The sequence below is a fragment of the Spirosoma gilvum genome (genome assembly GCF_054776815.1).
In genome coordinates, this window is sequence record NZ_BAAHBH010000012.1 from 20,545 (window position 1) to 42,432 (window position 21,888).

Sequence of the window (21,888 nt, forward strand, 5' to 3'; positions counted from 1 at the left end):
CCTGGAACCTGAAACAGATAAAAATGTCAACCGAAACCAATTATAAAGTACCTACCATGGCCGATATGGCCGCTTCTGGAGAAGAGCCAGAGATTTTATTCTGGGTGGGCTGTGCAGGTTCATTTGATGATCGGTACAAGCGTGTTACGATCGCATTCGTTCGAATCCTGAACCATGTCGGTATCAAATTCGCTGTGCTGGGTATGGAAGAATCCTGCACGGGCGACCCGGCACGGCGGGCGGGGAATGAGTTTTTATTCCAAATGCAGGCCGTTTCCAATATTCAGGTTCTGAATGGCTACAACGTTAAAAAAATCGTAACAGCCTGTCCGCATTGCTTTAATACGCTTAAGAATGAATATCCCGAACTGGGTGGTACATATGAGGTCATTCACCATTCACAGTTCCTGCAAGGATTAATCAATGAAGGACGGATCAAGGTAAAGGACGGACAGTCGTTTAAAGGGCGTAAAATAACCTTCCACGATTCATGCTATCTGGGTCGGGCTAATAAAGTCTATGAAGCACCTCGTGAAGTCCTGGCCGCCCTGGATGCCGATCTGGTCGAGATGAAGCGTGTGAAAGCTAATGGGCTATGCTGCGGAGCTGGTGGAGGCCAATATTTTAAAGAGCCAGAGCCTGGTAAAAAAGACGTTAACGTGGAACGGACCGAAGAAGCGCTGGGAACAGGGGCCGATACCATTGCGGTAGCCTGTCCATTTTGCATGACCATGATGTCGGATGGTGTAAAGAATAAGAACCGCGAAGATTCGGTTCGTGTTTACGACATTGCGGAACTCATCGCCCAAAAAGAAGGGTTGTCAAATTAATTGATAATGAATAATGTATGATGGATAATGATCGACTGATGGCCGGTTTATTCTACATTATTCATTTTACATTATCCATTAACTTATGTATATCGACTTCGATAAATTGCCTGACCACGCCCGTGTATGGGTCTATCAGGCCAATCGTTCGCTGACGGACGAGGAAGTGAATGCCATTGACGCATCGTTGCAAACAGCCTTGAACCAATGGGCAGCACATGGCGAACCATTATTGTCATCCGCCAAAGTAATCGAAAATCGATTCATCGTTGTGGCTGTTGATGAAGGATATACCTTACCCAGTGGTTGCTCTATTGATTCTTCCGTACGAACCATACAGGAAATTGGCCGTCAGTCTGGGGTTGATTTCTTTGATAGATCGGCTGCTATTCGTTCTGCCGATGGTTCTGTACAGACATTTGCTTTGCCTACTATTAAAGTGGCTGTTGCCGATGGCTTGCTGACTACTGACACCGTTGTTTTTAATACTTTGGTAAAAACAAAGGCAGAGTTTTTGGCAGATTGGCAGATTTCGGCGGCCAACTCATGGCTCAAGCGCTATTTTAAGCCAGCTATAGCCTAATTCTCTCTTCAGAACAAATCTCAGCCGGTTTGCTGATGCATGTGAATGTATCGGCAAACCGGCTTTAACATTGTCAGGTTCTTAATTGTTCCTGCCAAATCGTCATAAATACTCATTTTTATCCGCTGTTTTTGAACAAAGGATTAATTTTTGCAGTCAATTTTAGTAAACTCAGCGATTTGGATCGGGTAATTATCGAATTCGTTGAGTATTGCCGATTAGGAAACGGCAATTAACTCTTACTTTTATGGCGACTATTCCCGAAGTTATGTCAGATACGCCAACCCGCAACGACGATCAATTGTTACCCGACAGCGATTCTGCCGAGCAGCCACTGGCTAATGCGCCCGCTCGTGGCTATTCTGAAGAGCAGAAGTACCAGATTTTTAACAAGGAGTTTATGCCTCACATCGACTCCATGTACAACTTCGCGTTTCGGCTGACAACCGACGAAGACGATGCGAATGATCTGGTGCAGGATACTTATCTGAAAGCGTTTCGGTTCATTTCATCATTTGAGCAAGGAACTAACGCTAAAGCATGGCTGTTTCGAATCTTGAAGAACAGTTTCATCAACGATTATCGGAAAAAAAGTAAGGAGCCGGCTAAGGTAGATTATCAGGACGTTGAAACGACCTATAACTCCGAAGATGCTGAATCCGAACATACGGTCGACCTGCGGGCCGAGTCCGTTTCTGATTTAATTGGCGATGAAGTTGCAACGGCCCTGAACTCGTTGCCAGTTGATTTCCGTACGGTTATTATTCTCTGTGACATCGAAGGATTCACGTACGAGGAAATGGCCAAGATTCTGGATATTCCAATTGGTACTGTTCGGTCCCGCTTGCACCGTGCCCGAAACCTATTGAAAGAAAAATTGCGTGATTACGCTTCTTCGATGGGATATAAAGAAGAAAATGACGAATAAACCGAACTTTTTCTAAGCTTAAATTGGTTCTGCTGATAACTCATAGTTATTATTATTCTTGGAATTAATAAAATTTTTCCAATGCAAACGCCGTTACCATCCTCGTCAGGTACTAAGCCAGAGATGAAAGAACATTGCAGTCACCGGGCTGACTGCCTGAAGTTAATTCAGTTGATTTTGGATGGAGAAGCCACCGAACAACAGCTTGTCAGAGTGAAAGCGAATCTCGAGTCGTGCAAGCCCTGTATTGAGATGTATCAACTCGAAAAGGAAGTGAAAGAGTTGCTGACTAAGCGTATAGAAAAAAGATGTTGCCCTGAGCAATTGGTAGCAACCATTAAATCCCGGATTCTAAGTTTTAGTTAGTAGCAACCGTACCAGTTAGGGTAATTAGGGTGACGCTTCAGTAGCAGCCTTAATTACCCTAATTAATTTAATACCGTAAACCAATCAACACTTGGAAGGTAAACTGATTATTTTTTCGGCCCCGTCGGGCTCGGGAAAAACTACCATTGTGAAGCACTTGCTGGCCGAGAACAACAATCTCGGCTTTTCCATTTCGGCATGCACGCGCGACCGTCGGGGTCGTAGTGAAGAAAACGGCAAGGATTATTATTTTCTAACACCGGAGGATTTTAAGCAGCGAATCGATAACGATGAGTTTGTCGAATGGGAAGAAGTCTACACTGGGGCCTTTTACGGAACGCTTAAGTCAGAAATTGAACGCGTTTGGGCCAGTGGCAAGCATGTACTGTTCGACGTGGATGTTCAGGGTGGATTGAAGCTAAAAAACTATTATGGCGATAAAGCCTTGGCGGTGTTTGTAAAAGTACCTGATGAGGCAACATTACGTCAACGGCTGATCGGCCGGGGTTCAGAAACCGAAGAAAGCTTATCCCGACGGTTGTTTAAAGTACATTTTGAAATGAGCTTCCAGGACCGATTCGATGTGATCCTGATGAATGATGAGCTGGAAACGTCCCTCCAAAAAGCCCAGAAGCTCGTCGATGATTTTATCCAAAAGAACCAGGTTCCTCCAAAAGGGACGATGATTTAATAAGTACTAGGAGCGAGGAGTTAGGAGCGAGAATGGCTGACGCAACAACAAAAATCCTGCGTCAGCTATTCTCACTCCTCGCTCCTTGCTCCTCGCTCCTGAGAAGCAATGACAATTGGCTTATTCTTTGGCTCGTTCAATCCGATTCATATTGGGCACTTGATTATTGCCAATACAATGGCAACGACGACGGATCTGGATCAGGTTTGGTTTGTTGTATCGCCCCAGAATCCGTTTAAAAAAACGAAGAGCCTGCTTCACGAATTTGACCGGCTCGACATGGTCGAACGGGCCATTGCCGATAACAGCCGATTGAAGGCGACAAACATTGAATTTTCGATGCCCCGGCCCAGCTATACCATTGATACGCTGGTTCGGCTAAGCGAAAAATACCCGCAGCATACGTTCCGACTCATTATGGGTGAGGACAATCTGGAGCAGTTTGCCAACTGGAAGAACTACGATAAGATTCTGGAGTATTACGGCTTGTATGTATACCAGCGGCCGCGTGCTGTGGAAAGTCCCTTCAAAACGCATGAAAACGTGAAAGTAATCGATGCGCCACTGCTGGATATTTCAGCCACGTTTATTCGGGATTGTGTACGGGCTAACCGATCCATTCGCTATATGGTCCCGGATGTTGTCGAAGAAATGATCGAGCGAAAGAAGTTTTATCTGTAACGCGGACTTCTAGTCCGCACTGTTACCTGCGGACTAGAAGTCCGCGTTACAGCCGCGTTATGGTATCCCATTCTGAAACGTTACTTCGGTAGCCAGGCCGATGGCACTCATACGAATTGCTACCGAACGGCTAGTCGATTTAGCTCCGGCCTGATCACATTGTGGACCTTTTTCCAGGAAATAAATGTAGAATTTCTGATTACGGTCGGCAATCTGATTAATATCAGGTCGGCCAAGCAATTCACCGATTTCGTTGGCCGATTTACCTTTCAGATGCTGTATTTCGGCCTTAAAATCGAGAAGTAGTCTGTCCCGAACCCCATTGCAGCCCCCTCGATCTCCCCGCCATTTCTTTATATCTAACTTCCCAAATTGATCCGGTGCTGTACTACAGCTTGGTATTCCGGCTAAAGTAATGCTAAATACCCAGACTAGGCTTACTCTCAAGTAGCCGCTCTTTCGCTCTTTCACGCTTTCGCTCTTTTAGTGGCTATTCTTCGTTATAAAGCACTTGCAGCAGTGTTTGACCAACAGCCTTAAGCGTTCCCTTATCGATGTTACTCATATCATCTTCAGCAGTATGCCAGCCCGAAAAGAAACCACCCGTACCAATGTTGGTGTGAATAATATCGATCATTGGAATTTTGGCAATTGTATTGGGTGCCACATGGTCGTCGGTAATTTGCCCCCCCGGCGTGTCGACGAAATACTGACTATAACCAGCATTACTGGCGGTTTGCCAGACATTGTTCACCACTGTTGGCGCAAACTGCATCGACAGTCCTTCTTTGGCGAAAGTAGCTCCTTTAGCACCGACCATGTCCAGCAGAATGCCGTAATAAGCTGAATAGCCAGGTTTATGCAGATTTTTGGCCCAGTAACGGGAGCCTAAGCAGAAACCGATATAGTCGAATTGATTGCCACTGGCCTGTTCAAAATCGTTGCTGGCTTTTTCGCCATTTCCCCAGTCTTCGGCATCGAAGAAAATAATGTCGATACCAACCGTTGGTTTCTGATTGCTTTGCTGAATGGTACGCGCCAGTTCGAGTAATACACCAACGCCACTAGCTCCATCATTTGCAGCTGTAACCGGTTTGTTTTGGTCAGCTTTGTCGGGATCATTATCGGCATGTGGGCGCGAATCCCAGTGCGATGCCAGTACAATTCGCTTAGTCGCTTTTGGGTTAATGCTGCCGATAATATTGAGCGAATTCAGCTTTTTACCATCCCAGGTAGTAGCTACAAAGGATTGCTGGGTAACCTCACAACCAAACTGCTTCAACTTAGTCACCAGGTAATTACCGGTTTGCGTATGAGAAGGCGTGTTAGGTACGCGTGGCCCGAAGGCTACCTGTTTTTCAATATAGGTATAAGCCGAATCAGCGTTAAAAGCGGGCGCTGATACAGTTTTTTTTTGATCTGTTGTCTGGGTAGTATCACTCTGCGACTGTTTTGTTTTACAGGCGCTGGTTGTCAATAGCAGAAGGGCTATCGAGTAAATAAGGATGGAATTGGTCATTTTATTGTCATTAATGGTCATTTGAAGTCATTGTTTGTCATAAGTTGCTAGTTCGTTGGTAACGATTACTGACCTAATGACGATCACTGACTAAAAATGATTTTTACTCTTCATACGCCCAATCAATCTGGTGCTTCATATCCTTGATAGCCAGTCCCTGTGCTTTAAAGTACGAGCGAATTTGATCCACTTTGTCGTATTGGCGCTGTTCTTTGTACTCACGGTAAAGGGTTAATAAGCCCTCCAGAATAGACTGGTTATAAGAACCCTCTTCGGTCAGGCCGAGTACGTCCTGCATAAACGCGACAAACGATTCTTTCAGCAGGTTGAAGACCTCTTCGCCCAATACGGCTGGCTGAAGCTGATTCAGATACAGCATGTTGATGTATTTCAACAGCGTAAACAGTTGGGCAATACCAACGGCCGTATTAAGATCATCGTTCAGGGCTTCGTAAAACTGCTGAACCGCCTGCCGAATATCCTGCTGTTTGTCTTCGCTAGCCGTTATCGATTCATCGATAGCTGGTCGGTAGGTTAACGCCTTCGCAATCCGTAAGCCATTGGCCAGTCGACGATAGCCTTTCTGAGCCGCCTTCAGCGCATCATTCGAGAAATCGAGGGTGCTGCGGTAATGCGACTGAAGCATAAAGAACCGAACCGTCATCGGGCTGTAAGGCTGGTCGAGCAGCTTATGGTTTCCAGCAAACAACTCAGCAGGAAGGAACGAGTTACCCAATGACTTCGACATTTTCTGCCCATTCACGGTCAACATGTTGGAGTGCATCCAGTAGCGGACCGGTTCAATACCGGTTAGGCCGTCGCCTTGAGCAATTTCGCATTCGTGGTGCGGGAATTTTAAATCCATACCCCCGCCATGAATGTCGAATTGCTTGCCCAGGTATTTCATACTCATGCACGAGCATTCGAGGTGCCAGCCTGGAAAGCCTTCGCCCCAGGGTGAGTTCCAGCGCATGATGTGTTCGGGCGAAGCATTTTTCCAGATGGCAAAATCCAGCGGGCTTCGTTTTTCCGATTGTCCATCCAGCTCGCGGGTTTCGTTGAGCAGATCGTCCAGAATACGGCCCGATAGCTTACCATAATTGCCCCCTCGCTGGTTGTAGGCATCAATGTCGAAATAGACGGAACCACTCGATTCATACGCCAATCCTTTGTCTAATAGCGTCTGAACGGCTTCAATCTGTTCGACCATATGTCCCGTTGCCGTAGGCTCGATACTGGGCGGAATGGTATTGAACTGCGCCATCACGGTATGAAAATCGTTGGTAAAGCGTTGCACGATTTCCATCGGCTCTACTTTTTCGAGCTTCGCCATTCGGCCAATCTTGTCTTCACCTTCATCGCCATCGCCAACCAGGTGTCCTACGTCGGTCAGGTTACGGACGTAGCGAACTTTATAGCCAATGAAGGTCAGGTAGCGGTAGAGCGTATCGAAGGTCAGGAATGTGCGTACGTTGCCTAGGTGAACATAATTATACACCGTTGGGCCGCAGACGTACATGCCCACGTAAGGCGCATTAAGAGGCTCGAATAATTCTTTTTTACGTGAAAGTGTATTGTACAGGTGAAGCGGTTGCATTGCTGGATCGACTGTTTCGGGAATACAGAATAAAGGAATTTTGGCCAACTGGTTCAATAAGAGTGGCTACTAGGCGCAACAACAACAGTGCGTTGGTAAGAAGAAGTTTCCCTTAGTCTGCATGGCAGGAATCAAACGGTTTACGCTGGCGAAGTTACGGATTGTTCGGCGGAAAACGACAACTCACCACGACGGCCCAAAGCTTTTGGTTATATTCGCATTTTTAATGGGTGATTCGACCCGCTTACAGTCAGGAATGCAGGTAGTTGAGGTGGGCACCAATGCCCAATACCAGAAAGAGTTTATTCAATTTCCCGTACGGCTTTATCGAAATGATTCCTGCTGGATTCGTCCGCTGGATGCCGATGTCGAAGAGGTATTTGACCCTGCCCGAAACAAGCGGTTCGAGCGGGGTGAGTGTATTCGGTACCTGCTCCTCAATGAAAAAGGCGAAACCATTGGGCGGATAGCGGCTTTCGTGGATTACGAACTGGCCAATCTGGACAACGACCAACCTACGGGTGGTGTTGGCTTTTTTGAGTGCATCGATGACCAGTCAGCGGCCTTTGCCTTGTTTAATGCGGGTAAAGCATGGTTGCAAAGCAAGGGAATGGAAGCCATGGATGGCCCAATCAACTTCGGTGATCGCGACCGCTGGTGGGGGTTATTGGTCGACGGGCTTGACCGGGAACCGAACTATTGCATGCCGTATACAAAGCCGTATTATATTCCTTTCTTCGAGAACTACGGCTTCCAGGACTATTTCAAACAGTTTACGTTTGGGATTCCAACTACCTGGTCGAAGCTGGTCGATATGTCGCAGGCGGTAAAAGACCGGGCGCAGCGTATCTACCAAAATCCAGACTATACCTTCCGAACGATCGATAAGAAAGACCTTCCGGCAGCGGCAGAGCAGTTTCGGCATATTTACAATGCTGCCTGGGGGGGGCATAGTGGCGTAAAGGAGATGACGGCCGAGCAGGCGCAGTTGCTGATGAAGAAGCTGAAGCCGGTGATCGATGAAAAAATCATCTACTTTGCTTATTACCTCGGCGAGCCCGTGGCTTTTTTCGTTTGCCTGCCCGAGCTCAATCAGGTTTTTAAACACGTGAATGGAAAACTTGACCTGATCGGAAAGTTGAAATTTTTGTGGCATATGCTCATGAAAACGAATCACAAAGCCTTTGGCGTTGTATTTGGTGTAGCACCGGAGCATCAGGGAAAAGGTGTTGAAGCCGCCATTGCCCTGCGGATGCCGCACGAAGCTGATCATAACCCGAACTTTCAGTATACTGAGCTGGAAATGAACTGGGTAGGCGATTTCAATCCAATTATGGTGCGTTTTGTGAGCCAATTGGGGTCGAAAATCGTCAAAACCCATATCACGTACCGGAAATTATTCGACGAAACCAAACCATTTAAACGCTGCCCGGTCATTGGGCGGAAGAAATAGTTTTCTGTTTTCAGTTTACGGTTTTCAGTTGGCTGACACATCAGTTGACGGTTCCATGAACTGAAAACAGAAAACCGTAAACAGAAAACTTATAAAATATGAGCTTACTAACCGTTGGTTCCGTAGCATTCGATGCGTTGGAAACCCCTTTTGGCAAGACCGATAAGATTATTGGCGGTGCTGCTACATACATTACCCTTTCAGCTTCTTACTTCGTAAAAGAAAACAATCTGGTAGCTGTAGTCGGTGACGATTTTCCACAGGCTATGATTGATGATCTGCATCAACACGGCATTAACACCGAAGGACTGGAAATTCGGAAAGGGGAGAAGACCTTCTTCTGGTCGGGTAAGTACCATAACGACATGAACTCCCGCGATACCGTGGAAGTACAGTTGAACGTAATGGGTGATTTCAACCCAGTCGTTCCCGATTCCTATCAGGATTGCGATTATCTGATGCTGGGCAATACATCACCGGCCGTTCAGGGGCTGGTGATTGACCGGCTACATAATCGTCCAAAGCTGATCGTATTGGACACCATGAACCTGTGGATCGAAATTGCCAATGCTGATCTGCTGTCCCTACTCAAACGGGTCGATGTACTGGTGCTGAACGACGAAGAAGCGCGTATGCTGACACACGAGTATTCGCTGGTTAAAGCGGCTGCCAAAATTCAGGGAATGGGTCCTCAAACCGTGATCATTAAGAAAGGTGAACACGGAGCACTCTTGTTTAGTGAAGGTAAAATTTTCTTTGCGCCAGCGCTGCCTCTCGAAGAGGTGTTCGACCCGACCGGAGCCGGTGATACTTTTGCCGGTGGATTCATTGGATACATCGCCAAAACCGACGATGCTTCGTTCGATAACATGAAACGGGCTATCATCTACGGATCAGCTATGGCGTCTTTCTGTGTAGAGAAGTTCGGTACCGAGCGAATTATGAACCTGACCCAGGAGGAAATTCAGGCCAGAGTAAGTCAGTTTGTGGCCTTATCGGCTTTTGGTTTAGAGTAAGGCTTATAGTAACGCGGGGAGAAACCCGCGCTATTTATTGTAAAATCGCGGGCTTTCACCCACGTTACTATAAAACGACCCGCCCATAGATAGCTACAGGCGGGTCGTTTTATCTTATGGGATTGTAACTTCTTATGCAAAGAACGGTGTTACAATACTCACCACCGTAGCTTTATCCAGAGGCTCGTCGAAGGCCTGTTGAACCATAGCTGGTGTAATCCGGCTATCACCAGCAAGTGCTGTAGCTAAGTTAACGCCGGCCTGAGTAACATTTTCTTCACCAGCGTAGTTAGCATTCACCACGTCGGGTAAGCCTTGCATAGCGGCTGTACCTCCCGTAATCCAGCCTTTCTGGCCCCGGATGTAACGCACATTAGCTGCGTGGGCTGCTTCGGTAGCGTGAATCTGTAAAGCGACCTGTAAAATAGCAGGGGCATTCATCAAATTAGCGGCCTGGCCTTTGTAGGCCCGAACACCGGTATCTTCAAACGTTTGAGCAATAGCTGCAAACGTCTGGAAGTTGCTGAATGTATCCTTAAACGTACCTTTCGCCGAGAAGTCAAACTTTGGCTCAGGTATCGCATCAGAACCTAGAACGGTTTTCAGCAATTTAACGTGTACTTCTTCATGACGACGGATGGTCTCGAAAGCCATTTTATAGTCATTCGGAATCATGGACAGGTTATTGGCTGTATCGTAGAAACGATACTCCAGATACTCCAGTGTGAGTGCATAGTTCAGAACATCTTTTACGTTCTGTGGCAATCCACTAGCCTGGCCATATGATTTGGACAACGCCGAAGCCATAATGGCCGGAGCGGCAGCAGCAATGGTTTTTTTGGTCAGAGAGCTGAATAGCCCCCGACGTGAGACATGGGCCAGGCGGTCAAAGATTTCGCCATCCACTTTCTCAATATCGCTAAGTAAGTTCTGTAAGTTCATTGGAGTAAAGTGGTTTAAACGGCTGGCAGACTAGCTACTAAGGCGCTTGCGTCGAGAGTTTCTAAAATGTATTTCTGAGCAATTGGTAACACGAACGTTGGCGCGTAAGCCAGGTGTAAACCGGTGTCGCTGGTAACAATAGATGGGCCAGCAAACGCATCGGAGCGTGGATATTGCAATTCGCGAAGTATAGAATGGTGACGCGTTTCGACAGAAACAATTTTACCCGCCAATGTCAGGTAGTCAGCATTTTTAATGTATTTGCCAGCGCCGTTGTAGGCACCTACTCCTGTTTTTTCAAACGCTTCGGCATGAATCAGCACATCGGCCCGGTTGTTGAAATCGATGCTGGAGAAGTTGAAGGTCAGATCGGGAACCAGACCACCAACAGCCGCTTTGAATAGGGCACGGTGAATAATTTCATGACCACGGATGTCAGACCACAAAGCCATGTCGGCCGAGGACATATTGGGGTAAGGTTTTGCCAGTACCATTTCATAGAAAGCCGCTTCGAGCTGTTCCAGTACGTAGGCAAAAGCCAGAATACCATTGTCGCCGGTAGGGAGAGAAACCGTAGTACCTGCAGCGCGAGCACTACCGACAGGGCCCATTGAAGCATCATCTGCCTTAGAGCAGGCTGTCAGTAGGCCGCCGGTTACGGCGGCTGCACCCGCTACCCGCAAAAACGACCGACGGCTCGACGCTGTCTCCGAAGCTGTTGTTTCGGGTCGATTCGTAATGTTTTCCATTGAGTAAATAATGTTAGGTGATAGATTCCGGTCGTTTATCAACCAGGATGGCTATACCTACGCCCACTTTTCGAGGATAGATTTATAGATTTTAATAAAAGTCTATAAATCCAAAAGTTATATTTACTGAAGTGGCTAATAATGAGCAAAATAGTAATAGAAATTTTTTATAAATTATGAAAAAGATACAAATCGTGTATTGATGGAATTATATACTTAAAACTCTTGTGTCGATAAATAAGATAAAAAATACCACTATTTTGTCGTGTACAATGTGATGCTTATAATTTCTATGACATCCTTCACAAATCAAGTTGCATTTATCACGGGGGCTGGCTCAGGTATAGGACGCGCTACGGCATTAGCGTTTGCCAAAGCAGGTGCACAGGTTGTCGTGGCCGAAATTAATCAGCCGAATGGTCTGGACACTGTAGAGCAGATTAAACAATTAGGTGGCGATGCCCGGTTCATCACCTGCGATGTTGCCGATCCTCAGCAAATAGAGTTCGCTGTTCAAGACACCGTTGACCATTATGGTCGATTGGATATAGGGATTAACAACGCAGGTATCGGCGGAAAATATGGCAAACTGCTGGACCATACACGAGAAGATTTCGACCAGATGATGGCTGTCAATGTTGGGAGTGTATTTTATGGCATGCAGGCCCAGATTCGACAGATGCTGAAGCAACGAGAGGTTGGTCAGCCAGCTGCGGGTAAAATCGTGAATGTATCGAGTATAGCCGGTGTACGTGGTATGCCTATGGGTGCGCCCTATAGTGCTTCTAAACATGCCGTTATTGGTCTGACTAAAACAGCCGCGTTGGAGTATGCCCGGCAACATATTCGCATTAACGCCATTTGCCCCGTATATACACACTCCGCCATGGTCGATGAGCTTTTTCTGGCGGCTCCGGGTATGGAAGAAAAAATGCGGAAACGAATACCCATCGGCCGGCTTGGGTACCCTGAAGAGATTGCACAGGCTATTCTCTGGCTTTGTTCGGATGAAAATGCCTTCTTTACCGGACAAGCTATTCAAATGGATGGGGGATTAACCGCAGGATAGCTTATAATTTTCGATTGGCCAGTTCGTCGATGGCTGCCGGAACTTCCGGTTCACCTTTGAAAAATTCACCCTTTTTCCCTCTGGTAAGTGCCCATCGATGCAGCCAGGAGATACCTCCTTTGCCAGTATACGTGTCAGCAGACTGATAGGCGTCGTCTTTCAGGGCTTCATCCAATGTGATAAACGAATACCCTCGATTTTTTAGCTCGCTAAGCAGTTTGCCCAGAAAATCGGCATTGATGGAATTGGCGTGAATAAGTAATATTTGGGAGATTGGCCGATTAAATAAAGCCTGACTTTGCGCTTCATAATACGCAACGCAATCGAGCATGTAGTCAACATAGTTTTGGCCAACTTGAGCCATGAGTGCTGCATCATTTAGCATCAGCGCATGGTCGTAGGCGCGGGCGAATAGCCAGTCGGAATTATCGATCGTGACGGGAGCTTCGCGGTAGCCGCGTTGCCGAAGAAAGTTCTCCAGCGAATCCTTTTTGGCTGGTGTGTCGCCTTTTCGGAGGTACGGATGGCGGAAATAACGAAATGGTTTACCCTGCTTTTCAACGAAGTTTTTCACAATCATCTCTCCCTGAATCACATCTGCTTTCGATTCCTCAAAAGGGATTAGGTTATAATCTTTATGAGCAAACGTATGATTGCCCAACTCCAGACCCGCTTCGAGCCACTGTTGGAGGAGCGCAATCTGTGCCGAATCGGGTCGACTGGCCGACTGTAGTAAACCGCCAATGACAAACCCAATGGCCGGTACGTGAGCGTATGTAACATGCGCAAGCAGTTTTTGGGTCAGTTGCTGTTTCTGCTGTGGCGTTTTATAGAACGAAGATACTGTCGGCAGGTCGTCGATGGTGATGACCATTCGTTTCTGGGCTTCTGCGGTCGAGGTCAGCAAGAGCAGCAAGCAGATAAGTAGTCGCATTGGATTATGCTTTGTATTGGTTGAGCCATTCTTCCTCTTTCTGTCGCATTTGAGCTTCTTCCTCTGTGCCTTTATCACCGTATCCACACAGATGAAGTAAGCCATGAGCCAGCACCCGGCGCATCTCCTGCTCGGCCGCTATACCTAATTGAGCCGCATTATCGGCTACCCGATCGACGCTGATAAAAATGTCGCCCTCTAGTTTGTCCTCTTCTTCGCTTTGGTCGAAGGTGATGATGTCGGTGTAATAATCGTGCTGAAGGTAGTCCCGATTAACTTGTAATACGTATTCATCCGAGCAGAAAATATAATTTAAGTCGCCAACGGCAAAGCCTTCCCGTTCGGCCTGCTGCTTTAGCCATTGACGAACAGTTTGTTTTTGAGGGAGTTTGTAAGGAACATCCTCATTAAAAAAACGAATCATAGTAAGTTGGTTAGATCGGTCCACACATATCGAAAACAATCCGAAACACTTCCGTCTGGATTAGGCATTGACACCTGTTCCGCGTTGACTCCGCCCATTCGATTGTAAAATTTTTGAGCGTTTGTATTGTCAACCAGTACCCATAAATAAAGCCCAGCCTCTGGGGTTTGCTGGCTGGCCCAGCGAGCCGTTGTTTGCATAAGAACAGCACCAATGCCTTTTCCCTGCCAGTCCCGATGTACATGCAGGTTATCAAGTAATGTTCCCCAAACTGGATCTTCATTGGCATAGGCACAGGCAAGGCCGCAAATTCCTGCGCCATCTTCGGCAACGATAACGTGCTGATTGGGCGTAGGCCTAGCCAGGCGCGATTGCCAAAGGGATCGTCTGTTTTCTAAAACAGGGCCATCCAGAAAGCTATCTGTCAAAATACCTCTGTAGTTTTGCTGCCAGCTAAGGCTATGTAATTGTGCAATAGCCTCGGCATCGTCAGCAGTTGCCAGTCGATAGGTTAGCATGGTATACCAGATTGTCATCTGCAGTCATTGATTGTCATTAACTAGTCAGTAGGTCTAAAACAATGCATGACCACATAATGACAACCAATGACCATGAATAATATCAGGCAAAAGTAAACGGTCAATTATTGTGTCACAACTTCAAGACAACTAAGCCCATGAAAGCCATTCTGCTTGCCGCAACACACCAACCTGTTCAGTTGATCGATGCGCCGGTTCCGGTAGCGGGTCCAGGGCAGGTTTTGATTAAGGTAAAGGCTGCTGCTTTAAACCACCGGGATGTATATATTCAACAGGCATTGTATCCGGGTATAAAATTGCCGGTGATTCTGGGCTCCGATGGCGCTGGTGTCGTTGAAGAGGTGGGCGAAGGTGTCGATCGGGTTTGGCGAGAACAGTCGGTTGTCATCAACCCGGCCATGCGTTGGGGCGACAACCCCCGGTTTTATGGCGATGACTTTCGGATTCTGGGTATGCCCGAAAACGGAACCTTTGCCGAATACGTTGCTGTAGATGCTAAATACATCCACCATAAACCAGATCACCTTTCGTTTGAACAGGCTGCTGCGCTTCCGCTGGTTGGGCTGACTGCCTGGCGGGCGCTTATGACGCGGGCTGGCCTACATACAAATCAAGCCAGTGCCGCCGAAAAAGTCCTGGTGACAGGTGTTGGCGGAGGGGCTGCGTTGGCGGCTATGCAGTTTGCTGTAGCGGCTGGTGCCGAAGTGTGGGTAACTTCCGGTTCCGACGAAAAACTGGCCAGGGTACAAACCATGGGTATAGCCGGTAGCATCAATTACCGACAATCTGATTGGCACAAAGCCCTTATGGCCCAAACTGGCGGAGGCCGAAGAGGTTACTTCGACGTTATAATCGATAGTGCTGGTGGCCCCAGTTTTGCCAAGTTAATCGATGTAGCGGCTCCGGGTGGACGAATTGCCTTTTTCGGAGGCACAACGGGTAACATCACCGATGTTGTTCCGCCGAAAGTGTTCTTTAAACAATTGTCGATTTTCGGTACAACCATGGGCACAGAGCGCGAATTTGCCGATATGATAGCCTTGGTGAACGATAAACAGATTGTGCCCATTGTGGATGAAGTATTACCTCTGGCGGAGGCCCAGCAGGCAATGAATAAAATGGATAGTGGTAAACAGTTTGGCAAATTAGTCTTGTCGATTAGTGGCTAAGCGCTCCTGATCAGAAAGGATTGTGGATAAGTTTTACCGCCAGTTGGCTTATTTCGCCGGTTTATTGCTTCACCAGAAAAGTTATCCACATACAGTATGTGGATAACTTTAACGTTGCACACATTTTTACCGTTTAAGCGTAGGTAGTGACTAACCTTTCCAAAGGTCGTTTTACCTTTGTTGCCATGCTCACGTTGACACCTTCAATTGTCCAGACATTAGCCAGTCGGTTAGCCACTTACCAACAAAGTGGATTACTTCGGCAGCTCAAAACGGCTGATGGACTTGTTGACTTCTGCTCAAACGATTATTTAGGCTTTGCCCGGTCTACTGCACTTAAAGCTGCCATTCAGCAGGCCGATACGAATCATGCCGAAGCTCGCACTGGGGCAACAGGTTCTAGGTTACTGGCTGGTCAGACCGCTCTGGCCGATGACGTTGAGCGAAGTTTGGCCCTGTTTTATCAGACCGAAGCCGCGCTGGTTTTTAATTCCGGCTACGATGCTAATCTGGGTTTACTGGCCTGCCTACCCAAAGCTGGTGATATACTATTGACCGATGAGTTAATCCATGCCAGTATGATCGATGGAGCGCGGCTTAGTTACGCTACGCGTCATCGGTTCCGACACAACGATCTGGTTGATCTGGAAGAAAAGCTCAGGCAGGCCAATGTAACCCGTCAAAACGGACAGGTGTTTGTTGCCGTTGAGTCGGTCTATTCAATGGATGGCGATGTAGCCCCACTGGCAAAACTAGTCGATCTGTGTGACGAATACGGGGCTGCTCTACTGGTCGATGAAGCACATGCTACGGGTTTATACGGGCCAAGTGGTGAAGGATTGGTGGTTGCTTTAGGCTTACAGGAGCGGGTTTTGGCTCGGGTGCATACGTTTGGAAAAGCGTTGGGTGTGCATGGCGCAGCTATTGTCGGTCCGGCTATCCTGCGCCATTACCTGATCAACTTTGCTCGCTCGTTTGTTTATACAACGGCTTTGCCGCCCCATAGCCTGCTTGCTATCCAATGTGCCCATGAACAGTTACGGAATGACAGCCAGATTCGGAGCCAACTGTATGAGCGGCTTAGCTATTTCCGTCAACAGATTAACGAGAAATTGCCCGGTAGTATCTGGACTGATAGCCAGTCGCCCATTCAATGTTTGCTGATTCCCGGCAACGAACAGGCCCGGAAAGTCGCCAGTGAAGCCCAACAGGCTGGACTGGATGTGCGTGCCATTCTCAGTCCGACAGTTCCGGTAGGGCAGGAGCGACTACGGTTATGCCTGCACGCGTTCAATACAACGTACGAAATAGACCGACTTATCACTGTTTTGACTAAATGTATAATGAAAAGTGAATAATGTACAATGTTAGTACTCTGCTGAGAAGTAGATTTAGTTTTTACATTATCCACTTTACACTGTTCATTATCTATTGTTATGCCTTTTCAATGTTTTGTGGCCGGTATCGGAACCGAAATCGGTAAGACAGTTGCTTCGGCTGTGCTGGTTGAGGCTTTACAGGCCGATTACTGGAAACCGATTCAATCAGGTGCTCTAGAGGACTCTGATACGAATACCGTACGTCAATTGATCAGTAATTCAAAATCGGTTTTCCATCCAGAAGCCTATCGACTCACGCAACCATTATCACCACATGCTGCTGCCGAACTGGATGGTGTAACCATTGAGTTGGACCAGATTCGCTTCCCTCAAACCGCAAACGATTTGATTGTTGAACTGGCGGGAGGCCTAATGGTACCGCTTAATAATCAGACGTTGAACATTGATCTGGTCGAAGAATTAGGCTTGCCAGTGATACTCGTATCCCGAAATTATTTGGGCAGCATTAATCATACACTTTTGTCGGTCGAAGCCTGTCAGCGACGGGGCATCCAATTGGCCGCTATTCTATTCAATGGACCGACCGTTCCGGCAACCGAAACATTTATATTGAATTATACCGGCTTGCCGTGCCTTGGCCGAATTGGGGAGGAGTCAGTTATTACAAAAGACGTTATTAGCCGATATGCGACGGCTCTATTACCAGGCCTTAACCAGATCGTTGAAGCGCTCTAGCAGAAATTTGGATTTAGGACCAACATGGCCATCAGCAATGGTTAAATCACTGATTTGAACGATGGGCAACACTTTTTTGGTCGAACTGGTCGTAAAGGCTTCGTCGGCATCGTAAAGCTCGGAAAGAAGCAATGGCCGCTCTTCAACCCGAAAATCAGTTTGGGCTAGTTGAATGATGGTTCGGCGGGTAATGCCGTGCAGAATATGTTGATTGGGCGTAATCAGTCGTTCGCCTTTGACTATGAAAAAATTACTTCGGCTGAGTTCGCTAATCTGGCCACCTTTCTGATAGAGCAGATCCGATGCTCCTGCCGACTTAATAGCTTGCGCCATCAGGATAACCCGTTTGTAATCGGTGCTTTTGACTTCGGCCATTTCCCGAACATATTCATCCAGAATCACTTTTATCCCCTGTTCATATTGAATAGGCGGAACCGGATGGATTGGCTCAGTTAGAATGAGCAAATTGGGCTTATCGATGGTGATGCTGTCAGGCGAATAACCGCCGGTCATGACAAACCGAAACGCAACGTCTTGTCCGCCACTACGCTCGATTAGCTTCATCAGAATGCTGTAGGTTTCTTCTTTGCCTAGCTGCAATGGCAGATGCATCCGCGACGCTGAATTCTGAAAGCGCTCCCAGTACCAATCCCATTGAAATGGGCGTCCGTTATACGTCAGGAAATAATCGAACAGGCCGTAGCCACGTAACAAACTCAGATCAGTAACACCGACGGCAAGTTGGTCGGTAGGAGCGATAGTTCCGTTGAAATAGCCGAAATACATAAAATAGACGATGAGTTTCCTGATGTCAAAGATAGTAAACAGGTCGGATTCTATGGACTCTTTGATTTCGCGACCAAGTCAGTTCAGCTAATATCCTTAACGACTAACTGAGCAGTATAGCGACTTTTCTGTTCTAGAAGTAGTTTTTTATTGACTAGTACGCGATCAATCGTATTCTGGTCGTAATATCGGATCGTAATTAATTCTATACCATCGTTGTAATTAACCCGGAAGTCTTGCTTTAACAATTCCAGTAAGGCGGGTACACGATCTGGATTGTTATCGACCACGACCGAAAAGCTAATAGCTGTATTTTGCATCAGGTTTATTTTGACTCCTGCCTGGGCAAATCGCCCAAAAATTCGACTCAGGTTATCTTCGGCAATAAATGAAAAATCATTCGGGTGAAGCGAAATCAGCACCTGGTTGACTTTAAAGATAAAGGAAGGCGTTGATAACGATTGTTTGTAGTTGCCAATCACTGTACCGTGTGCCGAAGGTTCCAAAAAGGATCGGACGTAGAGCGGAATCGCCTTGTTTTGCAGCGGTTTAATGGTTTTTGGGTGGATAACCGTAGCGCCATAATACGCCAGCTCAATGGCATCCTGGTAAGTTAGTTTGTTGAGCAGGACGGTTTCATCGAACCACTTCGGATCGGCGTTCAGTACGCCCGGCACATCTTTCCAGATCGTTACGCTTTCCGCATTGAGGCAATACGCAAAAATGGCGGCTGAGTAATCGGAGCCATCTCGTCCGAGCGTAACCGTATGTCCGTCGGTCGATTGACCCACAAACCCCTGAACTATATTCACGCCCTTATGACCGATTGTCTGTTCGATCAACTGGCCCGTTTTCACCCAGTCGATCCGCCCTTCCCGAAACGTATTGTCTGTTCGAACCAGTTGTCGGGCGTCGAGCCAGCGGGCTGTGGGAATACGCTGCTGTACATACGCAGCTACGATTTGAGTAGATACAATTTCCCCTAGTGAAACGATTTGATCATAGATTTCATCGTAAGTATCGACAGGTGGTTTCTTTAACATCAATTTCAGATCCACCAATGTCTGGTTAGCCATTGGAAAATCACCCCCAAGTTCATGCATGATCTGTTGGTGATACGTCTGGATGGTTTCGAAGGTGGATTGGATTGTCGCTATATCAGAATTGACATAGGCTCGTACAAGTGTTTCCAGCGCATTTGTCGTTTTCCCCATCGCCGACACGACAACAACTACATCATCCGCCTGCATTCGTATAATTTCGGCCAGATTACGAACACCGGCTGCGTCTTTGACCGATGCGCCACCGAATTTGAAAACTTTCATAATGTCTAAAGATAAAGAGCGAAAGAGTGAATGAATGAAAGAGCGAACTGCCTACCGGACGATTCTTCTGCCGGATGGATTTCACTCTTTCATTCATTCACTCTTTCGCTCTTTGAAAACTAAACCGTTACAGTACGGCCGGTAAAAAGTAACTCGCGAACAGCTTTGGCAATACCTTGTGGATCAAAGCCACATTCGCGGTGAAGTTCGATTTGTTCACCGTGTTCAATGACCTCGTCAGGAATTCCCAGACGCTTGACACGGGCCGAATAGTCATTATTGGCCATAAACTCCAGCACTGCGCTCCCAAAGCCACCCATCAGGCAGCCATCTTCAACCGTTAGGACCCGGTCGAAACGGCTAAAAATTTGATGCAACAATTCCTCGTCAAGCGGTTTTACATAGCGCATGTCGAAGTGAGCAGGGCGGATGCCTTCTTTTGCCAACAGTTGCGATGCCTGAACGGCATAGTTGCCAATGTGGCCAATCGTCAGAATAGCAACATCTTCCCCATCGGCAATCATGCGCCCTTTGCCAATTACTTGTTTTTCGAGGGGTGTGCGCCAGTTGGGCATAACACCTTCTCCACGAGGGTAACGGATCGTGAAGGCTCGCTTGCCCTGCTGTACCTCATCCGACTGAGCTGTGTACATCATGTTGCGGAGCTCCTGTTCGTTCATTGGAGCCGCTACAATCATATTTGGGATACAACGCATATAGGCAAGATCATAAGCACCATGATGGGTAGGCCCATCAGCGCCTGCAAATCCGGCCCGGTCGAGGCAGAAAATAACGGGAAGCTCCTGAATACAAACATCATGAATGACCTGATCGTAGGCCCGTTGCATGAAGGTAGAATAGATGTTACAGAACACTACTTCGCCCTGCGTAGCCATACCGGCCGAGAATGTCACGGCATGTTGTTCGGCAATACCCACGTCGAACGCTCGCTTCGGCATGGCCTTCATCATAATATTCATCGAAGAGCCGGAAGGCATGGCGGGCGTTACGCCCACAATTCGTGGGTTTTGCTCGGCTAGTTCAACCAGCGTATTTCCGAAAACATCCTGATATTTTGGCGGTTGCGGAGCATCGTATACTTTCTTTTGGATGACCCCTGTTACCTTATCGAACAGTCCCGGCGCGTGCCATTTCGTCTGATCTTTCTCGGCAGGGCCGTAGCCTTTACCTTTTACGGTCAGAATATGCAGCAGTTTAGGGCCCGGGATATGCTTCAGATCACTCAAAACGCTAACCAGGTGGTCAATGTCGTGCCCATCGATAGGGCCAAAATAACGCAGATGCAATGACTCAAAGAGGTTACTCTGTTCCAGCAATGAGCTTTTGATACCCGACTGAACCTGTGATACCAACTCCTGGGCTGTTTTACCAAGCTTGTCCATCTTGCCGAGCAAGTTCCAGATCTCGTCCTTAACCTTGTTATAGGTGTGTGACGTGGTAATGTCGGTCAGGTACTCCCGCAAAGCACCCACGTTGGGGTCTATGCTCATGCAGTTGTCGTTCAGCACAATCAGCAGATTACTGTCGGTAGCACCCGCATGGTTCATACCTTCGAATGCTTCGCCAGCCGTCATGGCTCCGTCGCCAATTACAGCAATATGGTTGCGCTTGGTATTCCCCTGAAGCTGCGAAGCAACGGCCATACCCAACGCTGCTGAAATGGAAGTGGATGAGTGGCCTACACCAAACGAATCGTAAGGGCTTTCTTTCCGCTTGGGGAAGCCTGAAATACCTTTGTAAAATCGATTGGTATGAAATACATCCCGTCTGTCAGTCAGAATCTTATGACCATACGCCTGGTGGCCTACATCCCAAATCAGTTGATCGTCGGGTGTATTGAACACATAGTGGAGAGCAACCGTAAGCTCTACCACGCCCAAGCTAGCGCCAAAATGGCCACCATAAACGGAAACATCATCAATAATAAACTGGCGGAGTTCGTCGGCAACCTGTGGTAAGCGGGATTTATCGAGTTTACGAAGATCGTCGGGGGTATTGATCGTGGCCAGAAGACTGCCGGGGGTAATCAACATGATAGTAGCAGATAAACGTCTGTCTTACACAACACTTATACAGAAAATAATGTTCTGTCGGTGGTTTGCCATTTGCATTCTGACAACGAAGCTAATACATTTTTCGCCAACTATAAAAAATCTAAGCCTCTGTATCTCTGTATATATACGAAGACAGC

Annotated in this window: 22 protein-coding genes; 11 read left to right on the top strand and 11 right to left on the bottom strand. The window is 47.3% G+C overall.

What is annotated here, in order from left to right; genetic code table 11:
* The first annotated feature begins 23 nt into the window (after nucleotides 1-23).
* From ACYVFD_RS27300 to nadD, 5 genes are all read left to right on the top strand, one after another.
* Complete coding sequence (locus tag ACYVFD_RS27300; RefSeq protein ID WP_461093698.1) at nucleotides 24-830, top strand: (Fe-S)-binding protein; 807 nt, start codon at nucleotides 24-26, stop codon at nucleotides 828-830.
* A gap of 85 nt (nucleotides 831-915) precedes the next feature.
* Nucleotides 916-1,413, top strand: coding sequence for a hypothetical protein (locus ACYVFD_RS27305; protein ID WP_461093699.1), 498 nt, complete (start codon nucleotides 916-918; stop codon nucleotides 1,411-1,413).
* 247 nt (nucleotides 1,414-1,660) lie between these two features.
* The gene (locus tag ACYVFD_RS27310; protein ID WP_461093700.1) at nucleotides 1,661-2,341 is read left to right on the top strand and encodes a sigma-70 family RNA polymerase sigma factor; all 681 of its coding nucleotides are present in this window, start codon (nucleotides 1,661-1,663) and stop codon (nucleotides 2,339-2,341) included.
* A 457-nt stretch (nucleotides 2,342-2,798) separates the two neighbouring features.
* Nucleotides 2,799-3,398, top strand: coding sequence for a guanylate kinase (gene gmk, locus ACYVFD_RS27315; protein WP_461093701.1), 600 nt, complete (start codon nucleotides 2,799-2,801; stop codon nucleotides 3,396-3,398).
* A 108-nt stretch (nucleotides 3,399-3,506) separates the two neighbouring features.
* Nucleotides 3,507-4,079 (top strand): nicotinate (nicotinamide) nucleotide adenylyltransferase, encoded by a 573-nt coding sequence (gene nadD / locus ACYVFD_RS27320; RefSeq protein ID WP_461093702.1) that lies wholly within the window; start codon nucleotides 3,507-3,509, stop codon nucleotides 4,077-4,079.
* A gap of 57 nt (nucleotides 4,080-4,136) precedes the next feature.
* On the opposite strand, the gene ACYVFD_RS27325 is transcribed toward nadD, so the two are convergent.
* The 3 genes from ACYVFD_RS27325 to cysS form a co-directional block, all read right to left on the bottom strand.
* A complete protein-coding gene (locus ACYVFD_RS27325; protein WP_461093703.1) occupies nucleotides 4,137-4,526 on the bottom strand; it encodes a hypothetical protein in 390 nt (129 codons plus the stop codon).
* Between the two features lie 43 nt (nucleotides 4,527-4,569).
* Entirely contained in the window at nucleotides 4,570-5,598 is a 1,029-nt protein-coding gene (locus ACYVFD_RS27330) for a M28 family peptidase (RefSeq protein WP_461093704.1), read from the bottom strand.
* A 103-nt stretch (nucleotides 5,599-5,701) separates the two neighbouring features.
* Nucleotides 5,702-7,195 carry a cysteine--tRNA ligase gene (gene cysS, locus ACYVFD_RS27335; RefSeq protein WP_461093705.1) on the bottom strand — a complete coding sequence of 498 codons (1,494 nt, stop codon included), beginning with the start codon at nucleotides 7,193-7,195 and terminating at the stop codon, nucleotides 5,702-5,704.
* Between the two features lie 256 nt (nucleotides 7,196-7,451).
* Here cysS and ACYVFD_RS27340 point away from each other — a divergent pair, with 256 nt between their 5' ends.
* Entirely contained in the window at nucleotides 7,452-8,648 is a 1,197-nt protein-coding gene (locus tag ACYVFD_RS27340; protein WP_461093913.1) for a hypothetical protein, read from the top strand.
* Between the two features lie 98 nt (nucleotides 8,649-8,746).
* Nucleotides 8,747-9,664, top strand: a complete 918-nt coding sequence (locus tag ACYVFD_RS27345) for a PfkB family carbohydrate kinase (protein WP_461093706.1) — start codon at nucleotides 8,747-8,749, stop codon at nucleotides 9,662-9,664.
* A gap of 132 nt (nucleotides 9,665-9,796) precedes the next feature.
* On the opposite strand, the gene ACYVFD_RS27350 is transcribed toward ACYVFD_RS27345, so the two are convergent.
* Both ACYVFD_RS27350 and ACYVFD_RS27355 read right to left on the bottom strand, forming a co-directional pair.
* The gene (locus tag ACYVFD_RS27350; protein ID WP_461093707.1) at nucleotides 9,797-10,606 is read right to left on the bottom strand and encodes a ferritin-like domain-containing protein; all 810 of its coding nucleotides are present in this window, start codon (nucleotides 10,604-10,606) and stop codon (nucleotides 9,797-9,799) included.
* A 14-nt stretch (nucleotides 10,607-10,620) separates the two neighbouring features.
* Nucleotides 10,621-11,355: a ferritin-like domain-containing protein gene (locus ACYVFD_RS27355; RefSeq protein ID WP_461093708.1), complete on the bottom strand. Its 735-nt coding sequence runs from the start codon at nucleotides 11,353-11,355 to the stop codon at nucleotides 10,621-10,623.
* Nucleotides 11,356-11,647: 292 nt separating this feature from the next.
* On the opposite strand from ACYVFD_RS27355, the gene ACYVFD_RS27360 reads away from it, so the two are divergent.
* Nucleotides 11,648-12,424, top strand: a complete 777-nt coding sequence (locus ACYVFD_RS27360; RefSeq protein WP_461093709.1) for an SDR family NAD(P)-dependent oxidoreductase — start codon at nucleotides 11,648-11,650, stop codon at nucleotides 12,422-12,424.
* Between the two features lies 1 nt (nucleotide 12,425).
* On the opposite strand, the gene ACYVFD_RS27365 is transcribed toward ACYVFD_RS27360, so the two are convergent.
* Genes ACYVFD_RS27365 through ACYVFD_RS27375 form a run of 3 tightly spaced genes read right to left on the bottom strand, consistent with a single transcriptional unit; the run spans nucleotide 12,426 to nucleotide 14,318 of the window.
* Nucleotides 12,426-13,358 carry a polysaccharide deacetylase family protein gene (locus ACYVFD_RS27365; RefSeq protein ID WP_461093710.1) on the bottom strand — a complete coding sequence of 311 codons (933 nt, stop codon included), beginning with the start codon at nucleotides 13,356-13,358 and terminating at the stop codon, nucleotides 12,426-12,428.
* Between the two features lie 4 nt (nucleotides 13,359-13,362).
* Entirely contained in the window at nucleotides 13,363-13,782 is a 420-nt protein-coding gene (gene ybeY, locus ACYVFD_RS27370) for an rRNA maturation RNase YbeY (protein ID WP_461093711.1), read from the bottom strand.
* Entirely contained in the window at nucleotides 13,779-14,318 is a 540-nt protein-coding gene (locus tag ACYVFD_RS27375) for a GNAT family N-acetyltransferase (protein ID WP_461093712.1), read from the bottom strand. The genes ybeY and ACYVFD_RS27375 overlap by 4 nt, the downstream gene beginning before the upstream one ends.
* Nucleotides 14,319-14,458: 140 nt before the next feature.
* Between ACYVFD_RS27375 and ACYVFD_RS27380 the strand changes: the two genes are divergently transcribed.
* From ACYVFD_RS27380 to bioD, 3 genes are all read left to right on the top strand, one after another.
* The gene (locus ACYVFD_RS27380) at nucleotides 14,459-15,490 is read left to right on the top strand and encodes a quinone oxidoreductase family protein (protein WP_461093713.1); all 1,032 of its coding nucleotides are present in this window, start codon (nucleotides 14,459-14,461) and stop codon (nucleotides 15,488-15,490) included.
* A gap of 185 nt (nucleotides 15,491-15,675) precedes the next feature.
* Nucleotides 15,676-16,848 carry an aminotransferase class I/II-fold pyridoxal phosphate-dependent enzyme gene (locus ACYVFD_RS27385; protein ID WP_461093714.1) on the top strand — a complete coding sequence of 391 codons (1,173 nt, stop codon included), beginning with the start codon at nucleotides 15,676-15,678 and terminating at the stop codon, nucleotides 16,846-16,848.
* Nucleotides 16,849-16,926: 78 nt separating this feature from the next.
* Nucleotides 16,927-17,565, top strand: a complete 639-nt coding sequence (gene bioD / locus ACYVFD_RS27390) for a dethiobiotin synthase (RefSeq protein WP_461093715.1) — start codon at nucleotides 16,927-16,929, stop codon at nucleotides 17,563-17,565.
* On the opposite strand, the gene ACYVFD_RS27395 is transcribed toward bioD, so the two are convergent.
* The 3 genes from ACYVFD_RS27395 to dxs form a co-directional block, all read right to left on the bottom strand.
* The gene (locus ACYVFD_RS27395) at nucleotides 17,530-18,351 is read right to left on the bottom strand and encodes an aminotransferase class IV (protein WP_461093716.1); all 822 of its coding nucleotides are present in this window, start codon (nucleotides 18,349-18,351) and stop codon (nucleotides 17,530-17,532) included. The two genes, bioD and ACYVFD_RS27395, sit on opposite strands and share 36 nt — an antisense overlap.
* Before the next feature lie 83 nt (nucleotides 18,352-18,434).
* Nucleotides 18,435-19,676 carry an aspartate kinase gene (locus tag ACYVFD_RS27400; RefSeq protein WP_461093717.1) on the bottom strand — a complete coding sequence of 414 codons (1,242 nt, stop codon included), beginning with the start codon at nucleotides 19,674-19,676 and terminating at the stop codon, nucleotides 18,435-18,437.
* A 119-nt stretch (nucleotides 19,677-19,795) separates the two neighbouring features.
* Nucleotides 19,796-21,730, bottom strand: coding sequence for a 1-deoxy-D-xylulose-5-phosphate synthase (gene dxs, locus ACYVFD_RS27405; RefSeq protein ID WP_461093718.1), 1,935 nt, complete (start codon nucleotides 21,728-21,730; stop codon nucleotides 19,796-19,798).
* Between the last annotated feature and the right edge of the window lie 158 nt (nucleotides 21,731-21,888).